This window comes from Pseudomonas sp. IT-P4 (genome assembly GCF_949767755.1).
Taxonomy (GTDB): domain Bacteria; phylum Pseudomonadota; class Gammaproteobacteria; order Pseudomonadales; family Pseudomonadaceae; genus Aquipseudomonas; species Aquipseudomonas monachiensis.
On the sequence record NZ_CATKPX010000023.1, the window covers coordinates 112,942 to 133,095 of the forward strand.

At 59.3% G+C, this 20,154-nt stretch carries 18 protein-coding genes; 14 read left to right on the forward strand and 4 right to left on the reverse strand.

The window, feature by feature from the left end; genetic code table 11:
- Nucleotide 1 precedes the first annotated feature (1 nt).
- From atpB to glmS, 11 genes are all read left to right on the forward strand, one after another.
- Complete coding sequence (atpB, locus tag ACM6IT_RS07030) at nt 2-871, forward strand: F0F1 ATP synthase subunit A (RefSeq protein ID WP_095943038.1); 870 nt, start codon at nt 2-4, stop codon at nt 869-871.
- A gap of 133 nt (nt 872-1,004) precedes the next feature.
- Nucleotides 1,005-1,262, forward strand: coding sequence for a F0F1 ATP synthase subunit C (atpE, locus tag ACM6IT_RS07035; protein WP_003097235.1), 258 nt, complete (start codon nt 1,005-1,007; stop codon nt 1,260-1,262).
- A gap of 58 nt (nt 1,263-1,320) precedes the next feature.
- Entirely contained in the window at nt 1,321-1,791 is a 471-nt protein-coding gene (locus tag ACM6IT_RS07040) for a F0F1 ATP synthase subunit B (RefSeq protein ID WP_008045681.1), read from the forward strand.
- Nucleotides 1,792-1,803: 12 nt separating this feature from the next.
- Complete coding sequence (locus ACM6IT_RS07045) at nt 1,804-2,340, forward strand: F0F1 ATP synthase subunit delta (protein WP_008045680.1); 537 nt, start codon at nt 1,804-1,806, stop codon at nt 2,338-2,340.
- Between the two features lie 21 nt (nt 2,341-2,361).
- Nucleotides 2,362-3,906, forward strand: a complete 1,545-nt coding sequence (atpA, locus tag ACM6IT_RS07050; protein ID WP_030132553.1) for a F0F1 ATP synthase subunit alpha — start codon at nt 2,362-2,364, stop codon at nt 3,904-3,906.
- Between the two features lie 50 nt (nt 3,907-3,956).
- A complete protein-coding gene (gene atpG, locus ACM6IT_RS07055; RefSeq protein WP_008045673.1) occupies nt 3,957-4,817 on the forward strand; it encodes a F0F1 ATP synthase subunit gamma in 861 nt (286 codons plus the stop codon).
- Nucleotides 4,818-4,844: 27 nt separating this feature from the next.
- A complete protein-coding gene (gene atpD / locus ACM6IT_RS07060; RefSeq protein WP_008045671.1) occupies nt 4,845-6,224 on the forward strand; it encodes a F0F1 ATP synthase subunit beta in 1,380 nt (459 codons plus the stop codon).
- Nucleotides 6,225-6,269: 45 nt separating this feature from the next.
- Complete coding sequence (locus tag ACM6IT_RS07065) at nt 6,270-6,695, forward strand: F0F1 ATP synthase subunit epsilon (protein ID WP_007969909.1); 426 nt, start codon at nt 6,270-6,272, stop codon at nt 6,693-6,695.
- Between the two features lie 113 nt (nt 6,696-6,808).
- Nucleotides 6,809-8,176, forward strand: coding sequence for a bifunctional UDP-N-acetylglucosamine diphosphorylase/glucosamine-1-phosphate N-acetyltransferase GlmU (gene glmU / locus ACM6IT_RS07070; protein ID WP_056726777.1), 1,368 nt, complete (start codon nt 6,809-6,811; stop codon nt 8,174-8,176).
- A 200-nt stretch (nt 8,177-8,376) separates the two neighbouring features.
- A complete protein-coding gene (locus tag ACM6IT_RS07075) occupies nt 8,377-9,153 on the forward strand; it encodes a DeoR family transcriptional regulator (RefSeq protein WP_008018362.1) in 777 nt (258 codons plus the stop codon).
- 1 nt (nt 9,154) lies between these two features.
- Nucleotides 9,155-10,987 (forward strand): glutamine--fructose-6-phosphate transaminase (isomerizing), encoded by a 1,833-nt coding sequence (gene glmS / locus ACM6IT_RS07080; RefSeq protein WP_414913589.1) that lies wholly within the window; start codon nt 9,155-9,157, stop codon nt 10,985-10,987.
- Between the two features lie 46 nt (nt 10,988-11,033).
- Here the strand turns inward: glmS and ACM6IT_RS07085 are convergent, their stop codons facing one another.
- Genes ACM6IT_RS07085 through ACM6IT_RS07100 form a run of 4 tightly spaced genes read right to left on the reverse strand, consistent with a single transcriptional unit; the run spans nt 11,034 to nt 15,843 of the window.
- Nucleotides 11,034-12,059: a DUF2955 domain-containing protein gene (locus ACM6IT_RS07085; protein WP_056726779.1), complete on the reverse strand. Its 1,026-nt coding sequence runs from the start codon at nt 12,057-12,059 to the stop codon at nt 11,034-11,036.
- On the reverse strand, nt 12,049-13,167 hold the full coding sequence (locus ACM6IT_RS07090; RefSeq protein ID WP_414917745.1) for an HlyD family secretion protein: 1,119 nt from the start codon (nt 13,165-13,167) through the stop codon (nt 12,049-12,051). The genes ACM6IT_RS07085 and ACM6IT_RS07090 overlap by 11 nt, the downstream gene beginning before the upstream one ends.
- Nucleotides 13,160-14,671: an efflux transporter outer membrane subunit gene (locus tag ACM6IT_RS07095; protein WP_414913586.1), complete on the reverse strand. Its 1,512-nt coding sequence runs from the start codon at nt 14,669-14,671 to the stop codon at nt 13,160-13,162. The genes ACM6IT_RS07090 and ACM6IT_RS07095 overlap by 8 nt, the downstream gene beginning before the upstream one ends.
- Before the next feature lie 14 nt (nt 14,672-14,685).
- A complete protein-coding gene (locus tag ACM6IT_RS07100; protein WP_056726782.1) occupies nt 14,686-15,843 on the reverse strand; it encodes an AI-2E family transporter in 1,158 nt (385 codons plus the stop codon).
- Between the two features lie 563 nt (nt 15,844-16,406).
- On the opposite strand from ACM6IT_RS07100, the gene ACM6IT_RS07105 reads away from it, so the two are divergent.
- From ACM6IT_RS07105 to ACM6IT_RS07115, 3 genes are all read left to right on the forward strand, one after another.
- Nucleotides 16,407-17,309: a LysR family transcriptional regulator gene (locus tag ACM6IT_RS07105; protein WP_414917746.1), complete on the forward strand. Its 903-nt coding sequence runs from the start codon at nt 16,407-16,409 to the stop codon at nt 17,307-17,309.
- 120 nt (nt 17,310-17,429) lie between these two features.
- Nucleotides 17,430-18,056 carry a glutathione S-transferase family protein gene (locus tag ACM6IT_RS07110; RefSeq protein WP_056726784.1) on the forward strand — a complete coding sequence of 209 codons (627 nt, stop codon included), beginning with the start codon at nt 17,430-17,432 and terminating at the stop codon, nt 18,054-18,056.
- Between the two features lie 63 nt (nt 18,057-18,119).
- Nucleotides 18,120-20,150, forward strand: coding sequence for a pyridoxamine 5'-phosphate oxidase family protein (locus ACM6IT_RS07115; RefSeq protein WP_414913584.1), 2,031 nt, complete (start codon nt 18,120-18,122; stop codon nt 20,148-20,150).
- Nucleotides 20,151-20,154: the final 4 nt, after the last annotated feature.

Consider the following 20,154-nt stretch of genomic DNA (forward strand, 5'->3'; position numbering starts at 1 on the left):
CATGGCAGAAACAACCGCTTCGGGCTATATCCAGCACCACTTGCAGAACCTGACTTTCGGTCAGCTCCCTACCGGCGGCTGGGGCTTTGCCCACACCGCAGCAGAAGCCAAGGAAATGGGCTTCTGGGCTTTCCACGTCGATACCCTCGGCTGGTCGGTCGCATTGGGTCTGATCTTCGTTCTTCTTTTCCGTATGGCGGCAAAGAAAGCGACTTCGGGTCAGCCAGGTGCTTTGCAGAACTTCGTTGAAGTATTGGTCGAATTCGTCGATGGCAGCGTGAAAGACAGCTTCCATGGCCGCAGCCCGGTGATTGCACCGCTGGCACTGACCATCTTCGTCTGGGTGTTCCTGATGAACGCCGTCGACCTGGTACCGGTCGACTGGATTCCTCAGCTGGCCATCCTGATCACCGGCGACCACCACATCCCGTTCCGTGCCGTGTCGACCACCGACCCGAACGCGACCCTGGGCATGGCGTTCTCGGTTTTCGCACTGATCATTTTCTACAGCATCAAGGTCAAGGGCCTCGGCGGCTTCATCGGCGAGCTGACCCTGCATCCGTTCGGCAGCAAGAACATTTTCGTTCAGGCCCTGCTGATCCCGGTGAACTTCCTGCTGGAATTCGTGACCCTGATCGCCAAGCCGATCTCCCTGGCTCTGCGTCTGTTCGGCAACATGTACGCCGGTGAGCTGGTCTTCATTCTGATTGCTGTGATGTTCGGCAGCGGTCTGCTCTGGCTTAGTGGCCTGGGCGTTGTTCTGCAGTGGGCGTGGGCTGTGTTCCACATCCTGATCATCACCCTGCAGGCGTTCATCTTCATGATGTTGACCATCGTTTACCTGTCGATGGCACACGAAGAAAACCATTAAGACCAGTCTCGACTAGTCTGATGTCCTTCCCGGTAAAACGGGAAGGTGCTCCTTACGGGGCATCTGAAACGATTTGTTTTACCGCTTTAATCTAAAAAACCTAAACCATACGACGTAAAAGTCGGGAGGAAAGATGGAAACTGTAGTTGGTCTAACCGCTATCGCTGTTGCACTGTTGATCGGCCTGGGCGCACTGGGTACCGCAATTGGTTTCGGCCTGCTGGGCGGCAAGTTCCTGGAAGGCGCAGCGCGTCAGCCAGAAATGGTTCCAATGCTGCAAGTTAAAATGTTCATCGTTGCCGGTCTGCTCGACGCCGTAACCATGATCGGTGTTGGTATCGCTCTGTTCTTCACCTTTGCGAACCCGTTCGTTGGTCAAATCGCTGGCTAATTACTCGGATCTTCCGGGTAATTTGGTGTGATGGACAACGTAACTGCGAGGTGTTGGCGTGAACATTAATGCGACCCTGATTGGCCAGTCCGTTGCGTTCCTGATTTTTGTACTGTTCTGCATGAAGTTCGTATGGCCTCCGGTCATTGCGGCTCTGCACGAACGTCAAAAGAAGATCGCTGATGGTCTGGACGCTGCCAGCCGTGCAGCTCGCGACCTGGAGTTGGCCCAAGAGAAAGCGGGTCACCAACTGCGCGAAGCGAAAGCTCAGGCAGCTGAAATCATCGAGCAAGCCAAGAAACGCGGTAACCAGATTGTCGAAGAGGCTGTTGAAAAAGCCCGTGTCGACGCTGACCGTGTGAAGGTTCAGGCTCAAGCCGAGATCGAACAGGAACTGAACAGTGTCAAAGACGCGCTGCGTGCCCAAGTGGGCTTGCTGGCAGTCGGCGGCGCCGAGAAGATCCTGGGTGCCACAATCGATCAAAACGCGCACGCAGAGCTGGTTAACCAACTGGCTGCTGAAATCTAAGCGAGGGCGATCATGGCAGAACTGACCACGTTGGCCCGACCTTACGCTAAGGCGGCCTTCGAGCACGCTCAGGCCCACCAGCAACTGGCCAATTGGTCAGCCATGCTCGGCCTGGCTGCAGCGGTGTCGGAAGACGACACCATGCAGCGCGTGCTCAAGGCCCCGCGACTGACGAGCGCAGAAAAGGCCGCCACGTTCATTGACGTGTGCGGCGACAAGTTTGATGCCAAGGCACAGAACTTCATCCACGTCGTTGCCGAAAACGACCGTCTCCCGCTGTTGCCGGAGATTGCCGCTCTATTCGACCTGTACAAGGCCGAGCAAGAGAAGTCGGTAGACGTTGAAGTGACCAGTGCTTTCGCATTGAACCAAGAACAGCAAGACAAACTCGCCAAGGTTCTCAGTGCACGACTCAACCGGGAAGTGCGCCTGCAAGTTGCGGAGGACGCTGCCCTTATTGGTGGTGTCGTCATCCGCGCCGGCGACCTGGTTATCGATGGCTCGATTCGCGGCAAAATCGCGAAACTTGCCGAAGCATTGAAATCTTGAGTTTGAAGGGGCAGCAGAGCAATGCAGCAACTCAATCCTTCCGAAATAAGTGAAATTATCAAGGGCCGCATCGACAAGCTCGATGTGACCTCCCAAGCCCGTAACGAAGGCACTGTCGTCAGCGTATCTGACGGTATCGTGCGGATTCACGGTCTGGCCGACGTAATGTACGGCGAGATGATCGAGTTTCCGGGCGGCGTCTTCGGTATGGCCCTCAACCTGGAGCAAGACTCCGTAGGTGCCGTTGTATTGGGCGCATACCAGTCTCTGGCTGAAGGCATGAGCGCCAAGTGCACTGGCCGCATCCTGGAAGTTCCGGTTGGTAAGGAACTGCTGGGTCGCGTAGTCGACGCACTGGGTAACCCTGTTGACGGCAAAGGTCCACTGGGCAACACCGAGACCGACGCGGTCGAGAAAGTTGCTCCAGGCGTGATCTGGCGTAAGTCGGTAGACCAGCCTGTACAGACTGGCTACAAGGCTGTCGATGCCATGATCCCTGTCGGCCGTGGCCAGCGTGAGCTGATCATCGGTGACCGTCAGATCGGTAAAACCGCTCTGGCGATCGACGCGATCATCAACCAGAAGAACAGCGGCATTTTCTGCGTCTACGTAGCAATCGGTCAGAAACAATCGACCATCGCCAACGTGGTTCGCAAGCTGGAAGAAAACGGCGCCCTGGCCAACACGATCATCGTGGCTGCCAGTGCTTCGGAATCTCCTGCGCTGCAATTCCTGGCACCGTACTCCGGTTGCACCATGGGTGAATTCTTCCGCGACCGCGGTGAAGACGCGCTGATCGTTTATGACGATCTGTCCAAGCAAGCAGTGGCTTACCGCCAGATTTCCCTGCTGCTGCGCCGTCCACCAGGCCGTGAAGCTTACCCAGGCGACGTGTTCTATCTCCACTCCCGTCTGCTGGAGCGCGCATCCCGCGTTTCGGAAGAATACGTAGAGAAGTTCACCAACGGCGCAGTGACCGGCAAAACCGGTTCCCTGACCGCACTGCCGATCATCGAAACCCAGGCTGGCGACGTTTCCGCGTTCGTTCCGACCAACGTGATTTCCATCACCGACGGTCAGATCTTCCTGGAATCGGCCATGTTCAACTCGGGCATCCGCCCTGCAGTGAACGCCGGTGTTTCGGTATCCCGTGTGGGTGGTGCCGCTCAGACCAAGATCATCAAGAAGCTGTCCGGTGGTATCCGTACCGCTCTGGCTCAGTACCGTGAACTGGCGGCATTCGCCCAGTTCGCTTCTGACCTGGACGAAGCGACCCGTAAGCAACTTGAGCATGGTCAGCGCGTTACCGAGCTGATGAAGCAGAAGCAATACGCACCAATGTCGATCGCTGACATGGCGCTGTCGCTGTATGCCGCTGAGCGTGGGTTCCTGACTGACGTTGAAATCGCCAAGATCGGCAGCTTCGAGCAAGCGCTGATTGCTTTCTTCAACCGCGATCACGCCGATTTGATGGCGAAGATCAACGTGAAAGGTGACTTCAATGACGAAATCGACGCTGGCATGAAAGCCGGTATCGAGAAGTTCAAGGCCACCCAAACCTGGTAAGCCGCAGCGGGAGCCGCAAGGCTCCCGCTTGCTAACCTGATAGGTGTTACATGGCAGGCGCAAAAGAGATTCGCAGTAAGATTGCGAGCATCAAAAGCACGCAAAAGATTACCAGCGCCATGGAAAAAGTGGCGGTCAGCAAAATGCGCAAGGCACAAATGCGCATGGCTGCTAGCCGTCCTTATGCGGAGCGTATCCGCCAGGTAATTGGGCATCTGGCCAACGCCAACCCGGAATACCGCCACCCGTTCATGATCGACCGCGAAATCAAGCGTGTGGGTTATGTCGTAGTGAGCAGTGACCGTGGTCTGTGCGGCGGCTTGAACACCAACCTGTTCAAGGCCCTGGTCAAGGACATGGCGGTAAACCGCGAAAACGGCGTCGAGATCGATCTGTGTGTCGTTGGTAGCAAGGGTGCGGCCTTTTTCCGCAACTTCGGCGGTAACGTCGTTGCAGCTATCAGCCACCTGGGTGAAGAGCCGTCGATCAATGATCTGATCGGCAGCGTCAAGGTGATGCTGGATGCCTACCTGGACGGCCGTATTGACCGCCTGTCCGTGGTGTCCAACAAGTTCATCAACACCATGACGCAACAGCCTACCGTGGAGCAGTTGATTCCACTGGTGGCAACCCCGGATCAAGACCTCAAGCACCACTGGGACTATCTCTACGAACCGGATGCCAAGGAGCTGCTGGACGGCTTGATGGTCCGTTACGTGGAGTCGCAGGTCTACCAGGCGGTGGTCGAGAACAACGCGGCTGAACAAGCTGCGCGGATGATCGCGATGAAGAACGCTACCGACAACGCCGGTGATTTGATCAGCGATTTGCAGCTGGTCTACAACAAGGCGCGTCAGGCTGCGATCACCCAAGAGATCTCGGAAATCGTCGGCGGCGCTGCCGCGGTTTAACGGTTCAAATATTCAGAGGATCCAGCTATGAGTAGCGGACGTATCGTTCAAATCATCGGCGCCGTTATCGACGTGGAATTTCCACGCGACAGCGTACCGAGCATCTACAACGCGCTGACTGTACAAAGCGCGGCCGGGACCACCCTGGAAGTTCAGCAGCAGCTGGGCGACGGCGTGGTTCGTACCATTGCGATGGGTTCCACCGAAGGCTTGAAGCGCGGTCTGGACGTTGTCGACTCTGGCGCAGCCATCTCCGTACCGGTCGGTAAAGCGACTCTGGGCCGGATCATGGACGTTCTGGGCAACCCGATCGACGAAGCTGGTCCAATCGCTACCGAAGAGCGTTGGGGCATTCACCGTCCAGCGCCTTCGTTCGCTGAACAGGCAGGCGGCAACGACCTGCTGGAAACCGGCATCAAGGTTATCGACCTGGTTTGCCCGTTCGCCAAAGGCGGTAAAGTCGGTCTGTTCGGTGGTGCCGGTGTAGGCAAGACCGTAAACATGATGGAACTGATCCGTAACATCGCCATCGAGCACAGCGGTTATTCCGTGTTCGCCGGTGTGGGTGAGCGTACTCGTGAGGGTAACGACTTCTACCACGAGATGAAGGACTCCAACGTTCTGGACAAAGTGGCACTGGTTTACGGTCAGATGAACGAGCCGCCGGGAAACCGTCTGCGCGTAGCACTGACCGGCCTGACCATGGCCGAGAAGTTCCGTGACGAAGGTAACGACGTTCTGCTGTTCGTCGACAACATCTATCGTTACACCCTGGCCGGTACTGAAGTATCCGCACTGCTGGGCCGTATGCCTTCGGCAGTAGGTTACCAGCCGACCCTGGCTGAAGAGATGGGCGTTCTGCAAGAACGTATCACTTCGACCAAGGAAGGTTCGATCACCTCGATCCAAGCGGTATACGTACCTGCGGATGACTTGACCGACCCGTCGCCAGCGACCACCTTCGCCCACTTGGACGCTACCGTCGTTCTGTCCCGTGACATCGCTTCCCTGGGTATCTACCCAGCGGTCGATCCACTCGACTCGACTTCGCGCCAACTGGACCCGAACGTAATCGGCCAGGACCACTACGACACCGCTCGCGGCGTTCAGTATGTTCTGCAGCGTTACAAAGAACTGAAGGACATCATTGCGATTCTGGGTATGGACGAGCTGTCGGAAGCCGACAAGCAGTTGGTAAACCGTGCTCGTAAGATCCAGCGCTTCTTGTCGCAGCCGTTCTTCGTGGCTGAAGTCTTCACCGGTGCATCGGGTAAATACGTTTCCCTGAAAGACACCATTGCTGGCTTCAAAGGCATCCTCAACGGTGACTACGACCACCTGCCAGAACAAGCGTTCTACATGGTTGGCGGCATCGAAGAAGCGATCGAGAAAGCCAAGAAACTGTAATCCCGGCGCCCGGCAACGGGCGCTAATTTAGGTTGAGGCAATCAGATGGCTATGACAGTCCATTGCGATATCGTCAGCGCGGAAGGAGAAATCTTTTCCGGTCTGGTCGAGATGGTGATTGCGCACGGTGCACTGGGTGATCTTGGTATCGCCCTGGGTCACGCGCCGCTGATCACTAATCTGAAGCCAGGTCCGATCCGCCTGGTCAAGCAGGGCGGGGAAGAGGAGGTGTATTACATCTCCGGTGGTTTCCTCGAGGTTCAGCCGAACATGGTCAAGGTTCTTGCCGACACCGTGCAACGTGCTGCCGACCTGGACGAAGCCTCCGCTCAGGAAGCCGTCAAGGCTGCCGAGAAGGCACTGCATGAGCGGGGCGCGGAATTCGATTACGGTTCTGCTGCCGCACGTCTGGCCGAGGCTGCAGCTCAGCTGCGCACCGTCCAGCAGATCCGCAAGAAGTTCGGCCACTAAGGCAGCACTTGTTGTGTGATTGATTAAAAAGGGTAGCCTCGGCTACCCTTTTTTCTTTTCCAACTTTTACAACCTGGTCGCAGCCGCTGACCACCCAGGATTGGTAGCCAGTCATGTCTCTTGAAATCGTTATTCTTGCTGCTGGCCAAGGCACGCGCATGCGTTCCGCTTTGCCGAAAGTCTTGCACCCGATTGCCGGCAACTCCATGCTTGGCCATGTTATCCACAGCGCCCGGCAACTTGATCCACAGCGCATCCACGTCGTGATCGGTCACGGTGCCGATGCCGTGCGCGAACGCCTGGCGGCGGATGACCTGAACTTCGTCCTGCAGGATAAACAACTGGGTACCGGTCACGCCGTTGCCCAAGCCGTGCCGTTCATTCAGGCCGACACCGTGCTGGTGCTCTACGGTGATGTGCCGTTGATCGAAGTCGATACCCTGCAGCGCTTGCTCAAGAAGGTGGGGCCGCAGCAGTTGGGCTTGCTGACCGTCGAACTGGATGACCCGACCGGTTACGGTCGGATTGTTCGTGATGCTGCCGGCAAGGTTGCGGCCATCGTCGAACAGAAAGATGCCAACGAAGCTGAACGCAAGATCACCGAAGGCAATACCGGCATTCTGGCGCTACCTTTTGCCCGTCTTGGCGACTGGATGAGCCGACTTTCCAATAACAACGCCCAGGGCGAGTACTACCTGACCGACATCATTGCGATGGCCGTGAGCGATGGTCTGGTGGTGGACACCGAGCAGCCGCACGATGCCATGGAAGTGCAGGGCGCCAATGACCGCAAGCAGCTTTCCGAACTGGAACGGCATTATCAATTGCGCGCCGGTCGTCGTTTGATGGCTCAAGGTGTAACGCTGCGCGACCCGGCACGATTCGACGTGCGTGGAGACGTGACAGTAGGCCGCGACGTGCTGATCGACATCAACGTGATCCTCGAAGGCAAGGTGGTCATCGAAGACGATGTGGTGATCGGCCCGAACTGTGTGATCAAGGACAGCACCCTGCGCAAAGGCGTGGTCATCAAGGCCAACAGCCATATCGAAGGTGCCATTCTGGGTGAAGGCAGCGATGCCGGCCCATTCGCGCGTCTGCGTCCAGGCACCGTGCTGGAAGCGCGAGCCCATGTGGGTAACTTCGTCGAGTTGAAAAATGCTCACCTGGGCGAAGGCGCCAAGGCCGGTCACCTGACCTATCTGGGCGATGCCGAAGTGGGCGCGCGCACCAACATCGGTGCTGGCACTATTACCTGCAACTACGACGGCGCGAACAAGTGGAAAACCGTGCTGGGTGAAGATGTGTTCATTGGCTCCAACAACTCGTTGGTGGCGCCTGTGGATATCCTGGATGGTGCTACCACAGCGGCCGGCTCGACCATTACCTCAACTGTGGATAAATCCCAGTTGGCCATCGGGCGTGGTCGTCAGAGGAACATCGATGGCTGGAAGCGGCCGGAGAAGATCAAGAAGAGCTGAGTTATCCACAGTTCGTTAGATCAAAAGATCGCAGCCTTTGGCAGCTCCTACAGGGTGACCAAAAATCCTGTGTAGGAACTGCCGGAGACTGCGATTTTTTTTACTTATCCACAGCTCTTTTTATCGCATGGCGCTTGACGAAGTTTCGCTGATAGGTTTTGATTGCTTCCGTTATCTTTCGAAACGAAACTTACCAGCTCATGTCGAAGCGCAATACCCCTCAGCGTCGTCACAATATCCTCGCCTTGCTCAATGAGCAGGGCGAAGTCAGTGTGGATGAGTTGGCCAAGCGCTTCGAAACGTCGGAAGTTACGATTCGCAAGGATCTGGCGGCGCTTGAAAGCAATGGTCTATTGCTGCGTCGTTACGGCGGGGCGATCACCATGCCTCAGGAGTTGGTCGCGGACCTTGGTCAGCCGGTTTCCAAATACAAGCAAGCCATCGCCCGTGCCGCCGTCGCGCGGATACGCGAGCATGCGCGCATCATTATCGACAGTGGCAGTACCACCGCCTCCATGATCCCGGAACTCGGCCAGCAACCCGGCCTGGTGGTGATGACCAACTCGTTGCATGTCGCCAATGCCCTGAGCGAGCTTGAGCACGAACCGGTGCTATTGATGACCGGGGGTACCTGGGACCCGCATTCCGAGTCCTTTCAGGGGCAGGTTGCCGAGCAGGTACTACGATCCTACGATTTCGACCAGTTGTTTATCGGTGCCGATGGCATCGATCTGGTTCGCGGTACAACCACCTTCAACGAACTGCTCGGGCTGAGCCGAGTCATGGCCGAAGTCGCCCGCGAAGTGGTCGTGATGGTGGAGGCCGACAAGATCGGCCGCAAGATTCCCAACCTGGAACTGCCCTGGAGCAGTGTCCATACCCTTATTACCGATGAACGCCTGCCACTTGAGGCTCGCGATCAGATTCAGGCCCGCGGCATCACTTTGATATGCGCGGCTGTCAGTCAGGAGAAATAGCATGTGTGGAATTGTCGGCGCAGTCGCAGAACGTAACATCACCGCCATCCTCGTCGAAGGCCTGAAGCGCCTCGAATACCGTGGGTATGACAGCGCTGGCGTGGCGGTCTACACCAACGATGAAAAACTCGAGCGCCTGCGTCGTCCGGGCAAGGTCAGTGAACTGGAGCAGGCATTGACCAACGAGCCGCTGGTCGGTCGTCTGGGCATCGCCCACACCCGCTGGGCCACCCACGGTGCACCGTGCGAGCGCAATGCCCACCCGCATTTCTCCGGCGACCTGGCAGTAGTGCACAACGGCATCATCGAAAACCACGAAGCCCTGCGTGAACAACTCAAGGCCCTGGGTTATGTGTTCACCTCGGACACCGACACCGAAGTCATCGCTCACCTGCTGAATCACAAACTCAAGGATCTGAGCGACCTGACCGTGGCCCTCAAGGCAACGGTCAAAGAGTTGCACGGTGCTTACGGCCTGGCAGTGATCAGCTCCAAGCAACCTGATCGTCTGGTCGCAGCCCGCAGCGGCAGCCCGCTGGTGATCGGCCTGGGCCTGGGGGAAAACTTCCTGGCGTCCGACCAGTTGGCCCTGCGTCAGGTCACCGACCGCTTCATGTACCTGGAAGAAGGCGATATCGCCGAAATCCGCCGCGACAGCGTGCAGATCTGGGACGTCAACGGCCAGGCTGTCGAGCGCGAAGCCGTGCAGTATCGCGACGGTGCCGAAGCCGCTGAAAAGGGCGAGTTCCGCCACTTCATGCTCAAGGAAATCCACGAGCAACCATCCGTGGTGCAGCGCACCCTGGAAGGTCGTCTGAGCCAGAATCAGGTACTGGTACAGGCATTCGGCCCACAGGCGGCCGAACTGTTCGCCAAAGTACGCAACGTACAGATCGTCGCGTGCGGCACCAGTTACCACGCCGGCATGGTCGCGCGTTACTGGCTCGAAGAACTGGCCGGCATTCCTTGCCAGGTCGAAGTCGCCAGCGAATTCCGCTACCGCAAGGTAGTGGTGCAGCCGGACACCTTGTTCGTGACCATTTCCCAGTCCGGTGAAACTGCCGACACCCTGGCCGCGCTACGCAACGCCAAGGAACTGGGCTACCTCGCCAGCCTGGCGATCTGCAACGTCGGTATCAGTTCGCTGGTGCGTGAATCCGATCTGACCCTGTTGACCCAGGCCGGTCGCGAAATCGGTGTGGCATCGACCAAAGCCTTCACCACGCAACTGGTTGGCCTGTTGTTGCTGACGCTTTCCCTGGGTCAGGTTCGTGGCACCTTGGCCAAAGGCGTCGAAGCGACGCTGGTCGAAGAACTGCGTCGTTTGCCGACCCGTCTGGGCGAAGCGCTGGCCATGGACAGCACCGTGGAAAAAATCTCCGAGCTGTTCGCCGAGAAACACCACACGCTGTTCCTCGGCCGTGGCGCGCAGTTCCCGGTAGCGATGGAAGGGGCACTCAAGCTCAAGGAAATCTCCTACATCCACGCCGAAGCCTATCCGGCCGGCGAGCTGAAACACGGCCCGTTGGCGCTTGTGGATAACGACATGCCAGTGGTGACTGTGGCGCCGAACAACGAACTGCTGGAGAAGCTGAAGTCCAACCTCCAGGAAGTCCGCGCCCGCGGTGGCCAGTTGATCGTCTTCGCAGACGAGAAGGCCGGCATGACCAACGGTGAAGGCACCCACGTGGTGCACATGCCGCACATCCACGACATCCTGTCGCCGATTCTCTACACCATCCCGCTGCAGCTGCTGTCGTACTACGTCGCCGTACTCAAGGGCACCGATGTTGACCAGCCGCGCAATTTGGCGAAGTCGGTTACTGTGGAATAAGTTATCCACAGATGAAAAACCCCCTTTTCAGGGGGTTTTTCTGTTTCTAGGCGGTCGTAATTCGACGCTTACGCCGCGTGTCCAGCAGATAGACCATCACACAGGCATACAAGGTCACCAGGATGAACAGGCCCATACGAATGGCGAAGGCTGTGTAGACATCTTTGCCCGCGGCACTGTCCTGCACCGATTGGCCGAGCAGAATGATCAGGGTCGCCAGGCTGTTGAGCCAGAAGCTCGGTGGTTGTCGGGTCAGGGACAGGCCATAGAGCTTTCTGGCCGCCAGCAATCCGAACAGCAGCATCCACAGAAAGAACATCCACAGGTTGACGAACAGGCTCAGCGCGCACCAGAAAAGGATCGCCATCAGGCCGCCGAGCAGGGTCGAGCCGAGCAATTCCTGGCCGGCGGTGCGAGCGCTGGTCGCGCAGCTTTGTTGGCCGAGGCTGACGGCTTTCATGATGATCGGCAGGTAGCTGGCCGGGTCGATCATGGCCAGCAGGAAAGTCGGCAGCACCACCAGCGTGGCCCGTAGCGCCAGCCAACCGCTTTCGGTTGGCGTAAGGCTCGGTCCGGGTTTGGCCGCGGGGGCACTGGCGGGGTCGGGAAACAGCCAATGGCTGATGGTCAGCGTGGTGACGGCCAGGAACAGGCCCTTGACCAAGGCCACGATCACTTCAAGCGCCAAGGCGAATTCAGCGGTTCCGGCCGAACTGATCAAGGTCAGGCCCACCACCAGGAAGGTTGCCACCAGCGGGTTGCCGCCGCGCAGGCCATAACCGAAGGCCATGAACAGGCACAGTCCGACCAGCAGCACGCCACTGAACGGGTAGTAACGCAGCAGGGGAATGAGCAGCAGGCCGGTCCCGGTGGTCAGCATAAGGATCAGGATCAGGCCCAGGCTGGCCTTGAATGGCAACGGTCGGTTCATCGCTGCCAGCATCATCAGCGCCAGCATCGGCGAGAGGAACGGGATGGGCAGGGCCAGACCAAAGCTCGTCGCCAGGCACAGCGCCGTACCGAAGCTCAGGCGCAGGGCGCGCTGAACCCGGGCCGGACGCTCAATACGCATAGGACATCCAGCTCATCACGCGCAGGAACAGGCGACCCAGGATATTCAGCGGGTTACTTTCACTCGGGAATGCCATGACTTCGGCCTGTCCGCCGGACCGGATACCTTGCGGGCCGGTCAACTCACCGGGCTCGAACTCGATGATGACCGGAAAGCGCTGGGCAGGGCGTAGCCAATCGCGACTGTTCTCTACTGTCGGCAGGCTGCCCGGCTGGGTGGTCTGGCCGATATCGACGCCATAGCCGACGCTGCGCACATGGCCTTTGAAAATTCTGCCCGGGTGGGCGTCGAGGATGATGGACACCGGCGTCCCGGGCTGCACGCTTCCCAGATTGTTTTCGGTCATGTCGGCGCTGATCCACACATCGTGGATAGCGATCAGGGTCATCACCGGAGCACCGGCGGCGGCGAACTGGCCGACATCGGTGCGCAAATCGGTGATCAGGCCGGCCGAGCGTGCGTGGATCTTCGTGTTGCTCAAGTCCAGCTCGGCTTTTTCAAGGTTGCTGGCGGCGCTGAGCAGTTGGGCGTTTTCGTCTTCGTTACCGCCCTGTTGTTCCCGTGCACGTTGCACTTCGGCCTTGGCCGCGGCGACCTGGCTGATGGATTCTGACAGGGTGGCGCGGGATATCTCCAGGCGGCGCAGGGAGATGGTGCCCGGGTCTTCGCTGTACAGGCGTTCAAGCCGCTGGATGTCCTGGCGTGCCTTGAGCTCGTTGGCCTGGGATGCACGCAGGGACGCTTGCTTGGAGTCGACGCCGGCGGTGTTGGCGCCTACCTGGCGACGGGTCGATTCAAGGTCGGCGCGGGCGCGATCGACGGCGATCTGGTACTGCTCCGGATTGACTTCAAACAGCAATTCGCCGGCCTTGACGTCCTGGTTGTTGCGTACATGCACCTTGGTCACCCGACCGGATACCTCGGCGGCCACCGGTACAATGAAGGCCTGCACCCGTGCCTGTTGCGTGTAGGGGGTGTAGCGGTCGGCCATCAGGTACCAGACCAGGCTCAGGATGATCAGCAGCACCACCCAGTTGATCGCTTTTTTCGCAGGGTCGGCGGCGGGTGCCGGGGCTTTCTCGGCGGCCGGTTGTTGGCTGTCAGTCATGGGCACTTTCCTTCGGTTCGTCGAGCAGATCGCCCCAATCGGTCCGTTCTTGCATTTGTTTGCGGGTGGCCGGGTCGACTATCGGCTGGTCGCTGTACCAACCTCCGCCCAAGGCTTTGTACAGGGCGATCAGACTGTTGACCGCGGTGCCACGGTTGACCAGATAGGTATCCTGTTGGGCAAACAGGGCTCGCTGGGCATCCAGCACGCGCTGGAAATCCGAATAGCCTTCGCGGTATTGGGCGTTGGCCAGGGTCACCGAACGTTGGGCGGCCACCGATGCGTCACTGAGAATTTGGTCGCGCTCCAGTGCCTTGATCAAGCCGGTCGCGGCATCGTCGGCCTCACGTGCCGCCTGGCGCACGCTGTCCTGGTAGATAACGATCAATTGCTGCAAGCGCGCGTCCTGCACGCGAACGTTGTTGGTGATCCGGCCGTGGTCGAAGATGTCCCAGCGCAGGCTGGGGCCGGCCACCATGTCGAGGGTGTTGGACGCACCATTGAGCGAGCTGGCGGACCAGACGATGCTGCCCAGCAGGCTGATGGAGGGGTACAGGTCGGTCTCGGCCACACCGATCAATGCCGACTGCGCTGCTACTTGCAGCTCGGCAGCGCGTACATCGGGGCGTCGCACCAGGAGGTTGGCCGGCACATCTTGCAAGACCGCGGTATCGAGCAGCGGCACTAAGCCGGTGTTGCGATTGAGGTCAGGGATCGAGCCGGGCGGCTGGCCGATCAGGGTGGACAACGCATTGCGCAGGCTCGCCACCTGGCTCTCGAAGTCCGGGATGGTGCTCAGGGTGCCCAGGTACTGGGTCTTGGCTTGTTGCAGATCGAGTTCGGCTTCGGCCCCGCTGTTGAACAGGCGCTCGGTGATCTCGTAGCTGCGTTTTTGCAGCTTGGCGTTGCTGCGGGCGATGGCCAGGCGCGCCTCGGCGGTGCGCAAGGCGTAGTAGTTTTGTGCCAGCTGCGCGTGCAACAGCACCAGGGCATTTTCGTAGTTGGCCTGGGCGGCAAACCAGGACGCATCGGCCGACTCGATGGCACGGCTGAAACGCCCCCAGAAATCCAGCTCCCAGCCGATATCGAAGCCGACGCTGTGTTGCCAGAAATTCGTGTCCTGGGGGTTGGCGCCGCCCGACTGTCGACGGTTCAGGTACAGGCTGTCGGCGCTGGCCTGCTGCAATTGCGGGTAGCGTCCACTCAGGGCGATACCCAATTGCGCCCGGGACTCCATGACCCGCAGGCCAGCGACGTGCAGGTCGGGGTTGTGGGCATCGGCTTCGGCCATCAAATGGTCCAGCACCGGGTCGTTGAACACGCGCCACCATTGACGGCTGTCAGGTTGCGCGTGTTGTTGGCCGGCGATCTCCAGGGCCGGGCTGTTCCAGTGGTCGACCCAGGGCTGGGCCGGCGACTGGAAATCCGGGCCCAGTTGCACGCAGCCCCCCAGGACGACGGTGCTAAAGAGCAGAAGCCGGCTGATGCGAGCAGGGCGTGGCATCAAGCGCAAACTCCTCAGACAGGACGCTGATCGTTCGTTGCCTCTATCGTCGGTGTCTCGTTCAACGCCTCGATCTCGGGTGTCTCGTTCAGGACCTCGACAGTCGGTTGGTCCTGGACCCATTGCCAGAACAGTTGGTAGCCCACCGCCAGCGCAACCGGCCCGATGAACAAACCGATGAAGCCGCCGCTCACCATGCCGCCCAAGGCACCAATCAGAATCACCGGCATCGGGACATCGACGCCACGACCCAGCATCAACGGCTTGAGGACGTTGTCGGCCATCCCGGCGATCAGGCTGTAGATGCCAAACACGACGGTGGCCAGGCTGGTCCCTTCGGTGGCGAAGACATAAGCGATCACCGGGATGGTCACCAGCAGCACCGGCAATTGCATGATTCCCATCAACAGCGCCACCATGGCCAGCAGCCCGGCACCGGGGACACCCATGAGCACGAAGCCCACGCCAACCAGCAACATCTGGATAAACGCGATGCCCACTACGCCTTGGGCGACCGCGCGGATGGTTGCAGTGCAAAGTACGGTAATGCGTGGCCCACGCTCTGGTCCGGAAAGGCGCGAGGTGATGGCAAGGGCGCTTCTTTCGCCATTTTCGCCGTAGGCCATGAACACGCCGGCAATGATCAGGGCACCGATGAACAATAGAAAGCCCACGCCAACGTCGGCCATTTTGCCCAACAAGGTCAGGCCGACGGACTTGATATAGGGCAGTACCTTCATCACCACGCTGCTCATGTCAGTGGCGGCCTGCATCCAGTAGCCATAGAGCGGCTCGCCAATGAGTGGCAAGGAGGCGATTTTTTCGCTGGGAAGCGGAATCTGCAACGTATCGGACTTGAGGATCGCCAGGGTGGCCTGGACCGACTCACTGATCGAGGTGCCCAGCAAGTAGATCGGCACCATCAGCAAAGCCAGGGCTACCACCACGATCAGGGTGGCGGCACGACCGTCCTTGTTGACCAGCTTGCGCTTGATGAGCCCATGCAGTGGATACAGGGTGATGGCCAGAATCATTGCCCAGAGCATCAGGTTGAGAAAGGGGTGGAAGATCTGGAAGCAAAACAGTACCAGCACCGTAATCAGCCCGGCGCGAATCAGTACGTCGAGCAAACCACCGGACAGTGCTCTAGCGGAAATGTTAGTGCGCAACATTGTCGAACTCCTTGCGGTGTCACACAGGTTAGCCAGGCCGTTGAAGTTCAACTCTTCCCTACTAAGGGAATCCAAAAAAGCAGGATCGACGGACAGCCGTCCAAGCGTTAAAAAACCCATAACGCCTTACTTTAAGTAGAGAAAACTTCAACGAGGTACCTACCAAAAACCCAATAGGTAACGGGGTGGTTTGTAGTATAGGAGCAGTCGTATATTCCGCCCGTTTATACAGGCTGGAATTCTGCTGTAGTTGATGGAGTCCGCTGCGAGCCCCTGCCTGAAGCGGTCCGGAAGCTGAACCAATGGTTCTTTTTCTCTATCGGGCATTAACCGTTGCAGCGGGCTGCTCAGGATAATTGCCAACAGTCGCACCCCTCGCAAGAAAATAATCCTCATTAATTATCAATAATCAAGGTTTGTGACACGCTTGGTTTTTACGGTGCCGGCGCTAGAGTGCAGTAGCCCATTGCTCTACCTGATGGTCGCGCGCCCAACTATGTAGTTGAACGATTAAAATTCCGGTCTTCGGTTGCGATTTATCTATCTGAAATGAGGACAGTCCCATGGACCGCTTCCAGGAAATGCAGGTCTTCGCTGCTGTCGCCAAGGAGCAGGGTTTTTCGGCGGCGGCGCGGGGTTTGGGTCTGTCGGCGGCCAGCGTCACCCGGGCGGTCGCGGCGCTGGAGAAGCGAATAGGCACACAACTGCTCACGCGTACCACGCGCAGTGTGTATTTGAGCGAGGCCGGCCAGCGATACCTGGAGGACTGTCGGAGAATTCTCGCCGAGGTACAGGAAGCCGAGGACTCGGCAGCAGGCAGCCATATCCATCCCCGTGGGCAACTGACCATCACCGCACCGGTCTTGTTTGGCGAGCTGTTTGTCACGCCGTTGATGGTGAATTATCTGACGCAGTTCCCCGAGGTCTGCATCAACGCGCTGCTGGTGGACCGGGTGGTGAGCGTGGTCGAGGAGGGCGTCGACGTGGCCATTCGTATCGGCGAGCTACCCGACAGCAACCAGCATGCGATTCGGGTCGGCGAGGTGCGGCGGGTGATCTGCGCCTCACCACAATTTCTGGCCACCCATGGTCGGCCCAGGCATCCCCGGGAGCTGGCCCAGGCGCCGATTATCGCGACCTCGGCAATTGGCCAACTCAGGAGTTGGCCATTCATTGAAGACGGCGAAACCTTGAGTGTCCGGGCTGAACCACGGCTGGTGGTGACGGCGAATCAGGCGGCCATCACGGCAGCCTGCCTGGGGTTGGGATTCACCCGGGTACTGTCTTATCAAGTGGCGAGCAAGGTGGCTGCCGGCGAGCTGGAAATCATCCTGGCCGAATTCGAACTGCCACCATTGCCCATCCATGTGGTCTATCAGGGCGGGCGTAAAGCGCCGGCCCGGGTGCGCAGTTTTGTCGATTTCGCGGTGAAGACCCTGCGCGAGCATCCGGCGCTCACGCGTTGAATTATTTCACCCGCTGAAATAATGGATTGCGTTGGCTGGTGATTCTGTTGGTTTAGATGTGAGTAGAAGATATGACCCATCTCACTCCTGAACAGCAGCACTCACCCCGAGGTGTCGACCATGCAAGCGATCAAACTCTACAACTTCCCACGTTCCGGCCACGCTCATCGTGTCGAGTTGATGCTGTCCCTGCTGAAATTGCCGACGGAATTGATCTTCGTTGACCTCGCCAAGGGCGAACACAAGCAACCGGCGTTTCTGGCGCTCAATGCATTCGGTCAGGTGCCGGTGATTGATGACCAAGGCGTGGTGTTGGCCGATTCCAACGCAATTCTGGTTTACCTGGCGCAAAAGTACGGCAACGGTCGCTGGCTGCCGGCTGATCCCGTAGGGGCCGCCAAGGTACAGCGCTGGTTGTCGGCGGCTGCCGGTCCGATTGCCTTCGGCCCTGCCCGGGCAAGATTGATCACTGTGTTTGGCGCGCCTTACAACGCAGCAGAAGTGATTGCCTACGCCCATACCGTGCTCAAAGTGATCGATCACGAGCTGGCCAGTACGCCGTACCTGGCCGGCACTGAACCGACGATTGCCGACGTCGCCGTCTACAGCTACGTCGCCCACGCGCCCGAGGGCAATGTGTCGCTGGACGAGTACGCCAACATTCGCGCCTGGCTGGCCCGCATCGAAGCCTTGCCGGGGTTTGTCGGCATGCCACGCACCGTCGCCGGCCTGCAAAAAACCGCCTGATGCTGGTGGCCCGGTGTTGCCGGGCCGCCCCGTTCTGCGCCACAGGCGCAAGGGAGCAGCCGTATGGACCGTTCACCCTGGCATGCCGGCGAGAAACAATTGCAGGCGCATGTGGGCGTTGCCGAACGAATGGAGGCGTTCGGTCGTAAGGTAATTCGTAGCGAGATGCCGGACCAGCACCGAACCTTCTATCAGCAATTGCCGTTCATGCTGTACGCAGCGGTGGATGCTGAGGGTCATCCATGGGCCAGCATCCTGGAAGGTCAGCCCGGTTTTGCGCACTCGCCGGAACCTGGCTTGCTGCAGTTTCGCAGCCTGCCGGCCTTTGATGATCCCGCGCAGTTGAGCGACGGCTCGGCCATCGGCCTGTTGGGCATCGAGTTGCACACTCGCCGCCGTAATCGCATCAATGGGCATGTCCGCGCCATGTCCAAGGACGGTTTCGCGGTGACGGTGGATCAGTCCTTCGGCAATTGCCCGCAGTACATTCAGCTGCGCCAGTTTCGCTCGGTGCCGCTGGCCGATCCCTCGACGCGTGTCGCCCAGCACTTCAGCGAACTGGATGATGCGGCCAAAGCCATGATCGCCGAGGCGGACACCTTCTTCGTTGCCAGTTATGTGGACGTCGACGGTGAACGCTCGGTGGATGTTTCTCACCGCGGCGGTCAGGCCGGTTTCGTACAGGTGGAAGGCAATCGCCTGACCATCCCGGACTTCGCCGGCAACCTGCATTTCAACACCTTGGGCAACCTGCTGCTCAATCCCCGGGCCGGGTTGTTGTTCATCGATTTCAATACCGGTGATTTGCTGCAGCTCAGCGGGCGCACTGAAATCATCCTGGACGGCCCTCAGGTCGAGGCGTTCCAGGGCGCCGAGCGCCTGTGGACAATCGATGTCGAGCAGGTGGTACGTCGCCCCGCCACCCTGGCGTTGCGCTGGCGTTTCGACGGTGTTTCACCCACCAGTTTGCTCACTGGCACCTGGGAGCAGGCCAAGGCGCGTTTGCAGGCCAAGGCCCTGGGCGATCAATGGCGGCCGTTGCGGGTGGCGCGGATTGAAGCGCAAAGCCACAGCATTCGCTCGATTTACCTGGAGTCCGCCGATGGGGCCGGGTTGCCACTGTTCCAGGCCGGGCAGCATTTGCCCCTGCGCTTCAACATTGACGGCGATGTGCAAATCCGCACGTACAGTTTATCGAGCGCGCCGTCCGATGATTTTTTCCGCATCAGCGTGAAGCGTGACGGGCGGGTGTCTACGCATTTGCATGAGCAGATTCGTGTTGGTGACCTGTTGGAAGCACGGGCGCCACAAGGTCATTTCACCGTGGCGCCCCATGAGCGTCGGCCTTTGGTGTTGCTGGCTGCCGGGGTCGGCATCACGCCGCTGTTGTCGATGCTGCGGGAGGTGGTTTACCAAGGATTGCGTACCCGTCGTATACGGCCGACCTGGTTAATCCAGAGTTCGCGCACGCTGGCCGACCAGCCGTTTCGCCGGGAGCTGGATCGCTTGCTCGAGGATGCCGGAGACGCGGTGCGGGTGGTGCGCTTGCTTAGCCAACCGGAAGCCGAAGCGATGCAAGGAGAGGATTTCGACCTCGGTGGACGGATCGACGTCGCGCTGCTCAAGGATCTGCTGACAGTCGAGGACTACGATCAGCCGGATTTTGTCGTCTGTGGTCCCGGGAGTTTTACCCAGGCGCTGTACGACGGCTTGCGCGAGTTGGACATTCGCGATTCGCGGATTCACGCCGAAACCTTCGGCCCGTCCACCTTGCGGCGGCGACCGGACCCCGATGCGGTGGTCATCGAGCAACCGCCCGCCGCCACCACATCCGTGCCCGTGATGTTCCAGCGTTCGGCCAAGGAGGCGCGTTGGCAGCCAGACGGCGGCAGCTTGCTGGAGCTGGCGGAAAGCCGTGGCCTGCGTCCCGAGTTCAGCTGTCGCGGCGGCTCCTGCGGCACCTGCAAGACGCGCCTGATCAGCGGCCAGGTGCATTACCCACTGCCGCCAGCGGAGGTGCCGGATGACGGACAGGTGCTGATTTGCTGTGCGATTCCGGCGCAGGGGGCGCAACCGTTGGTACTCGATATCTGAAGAT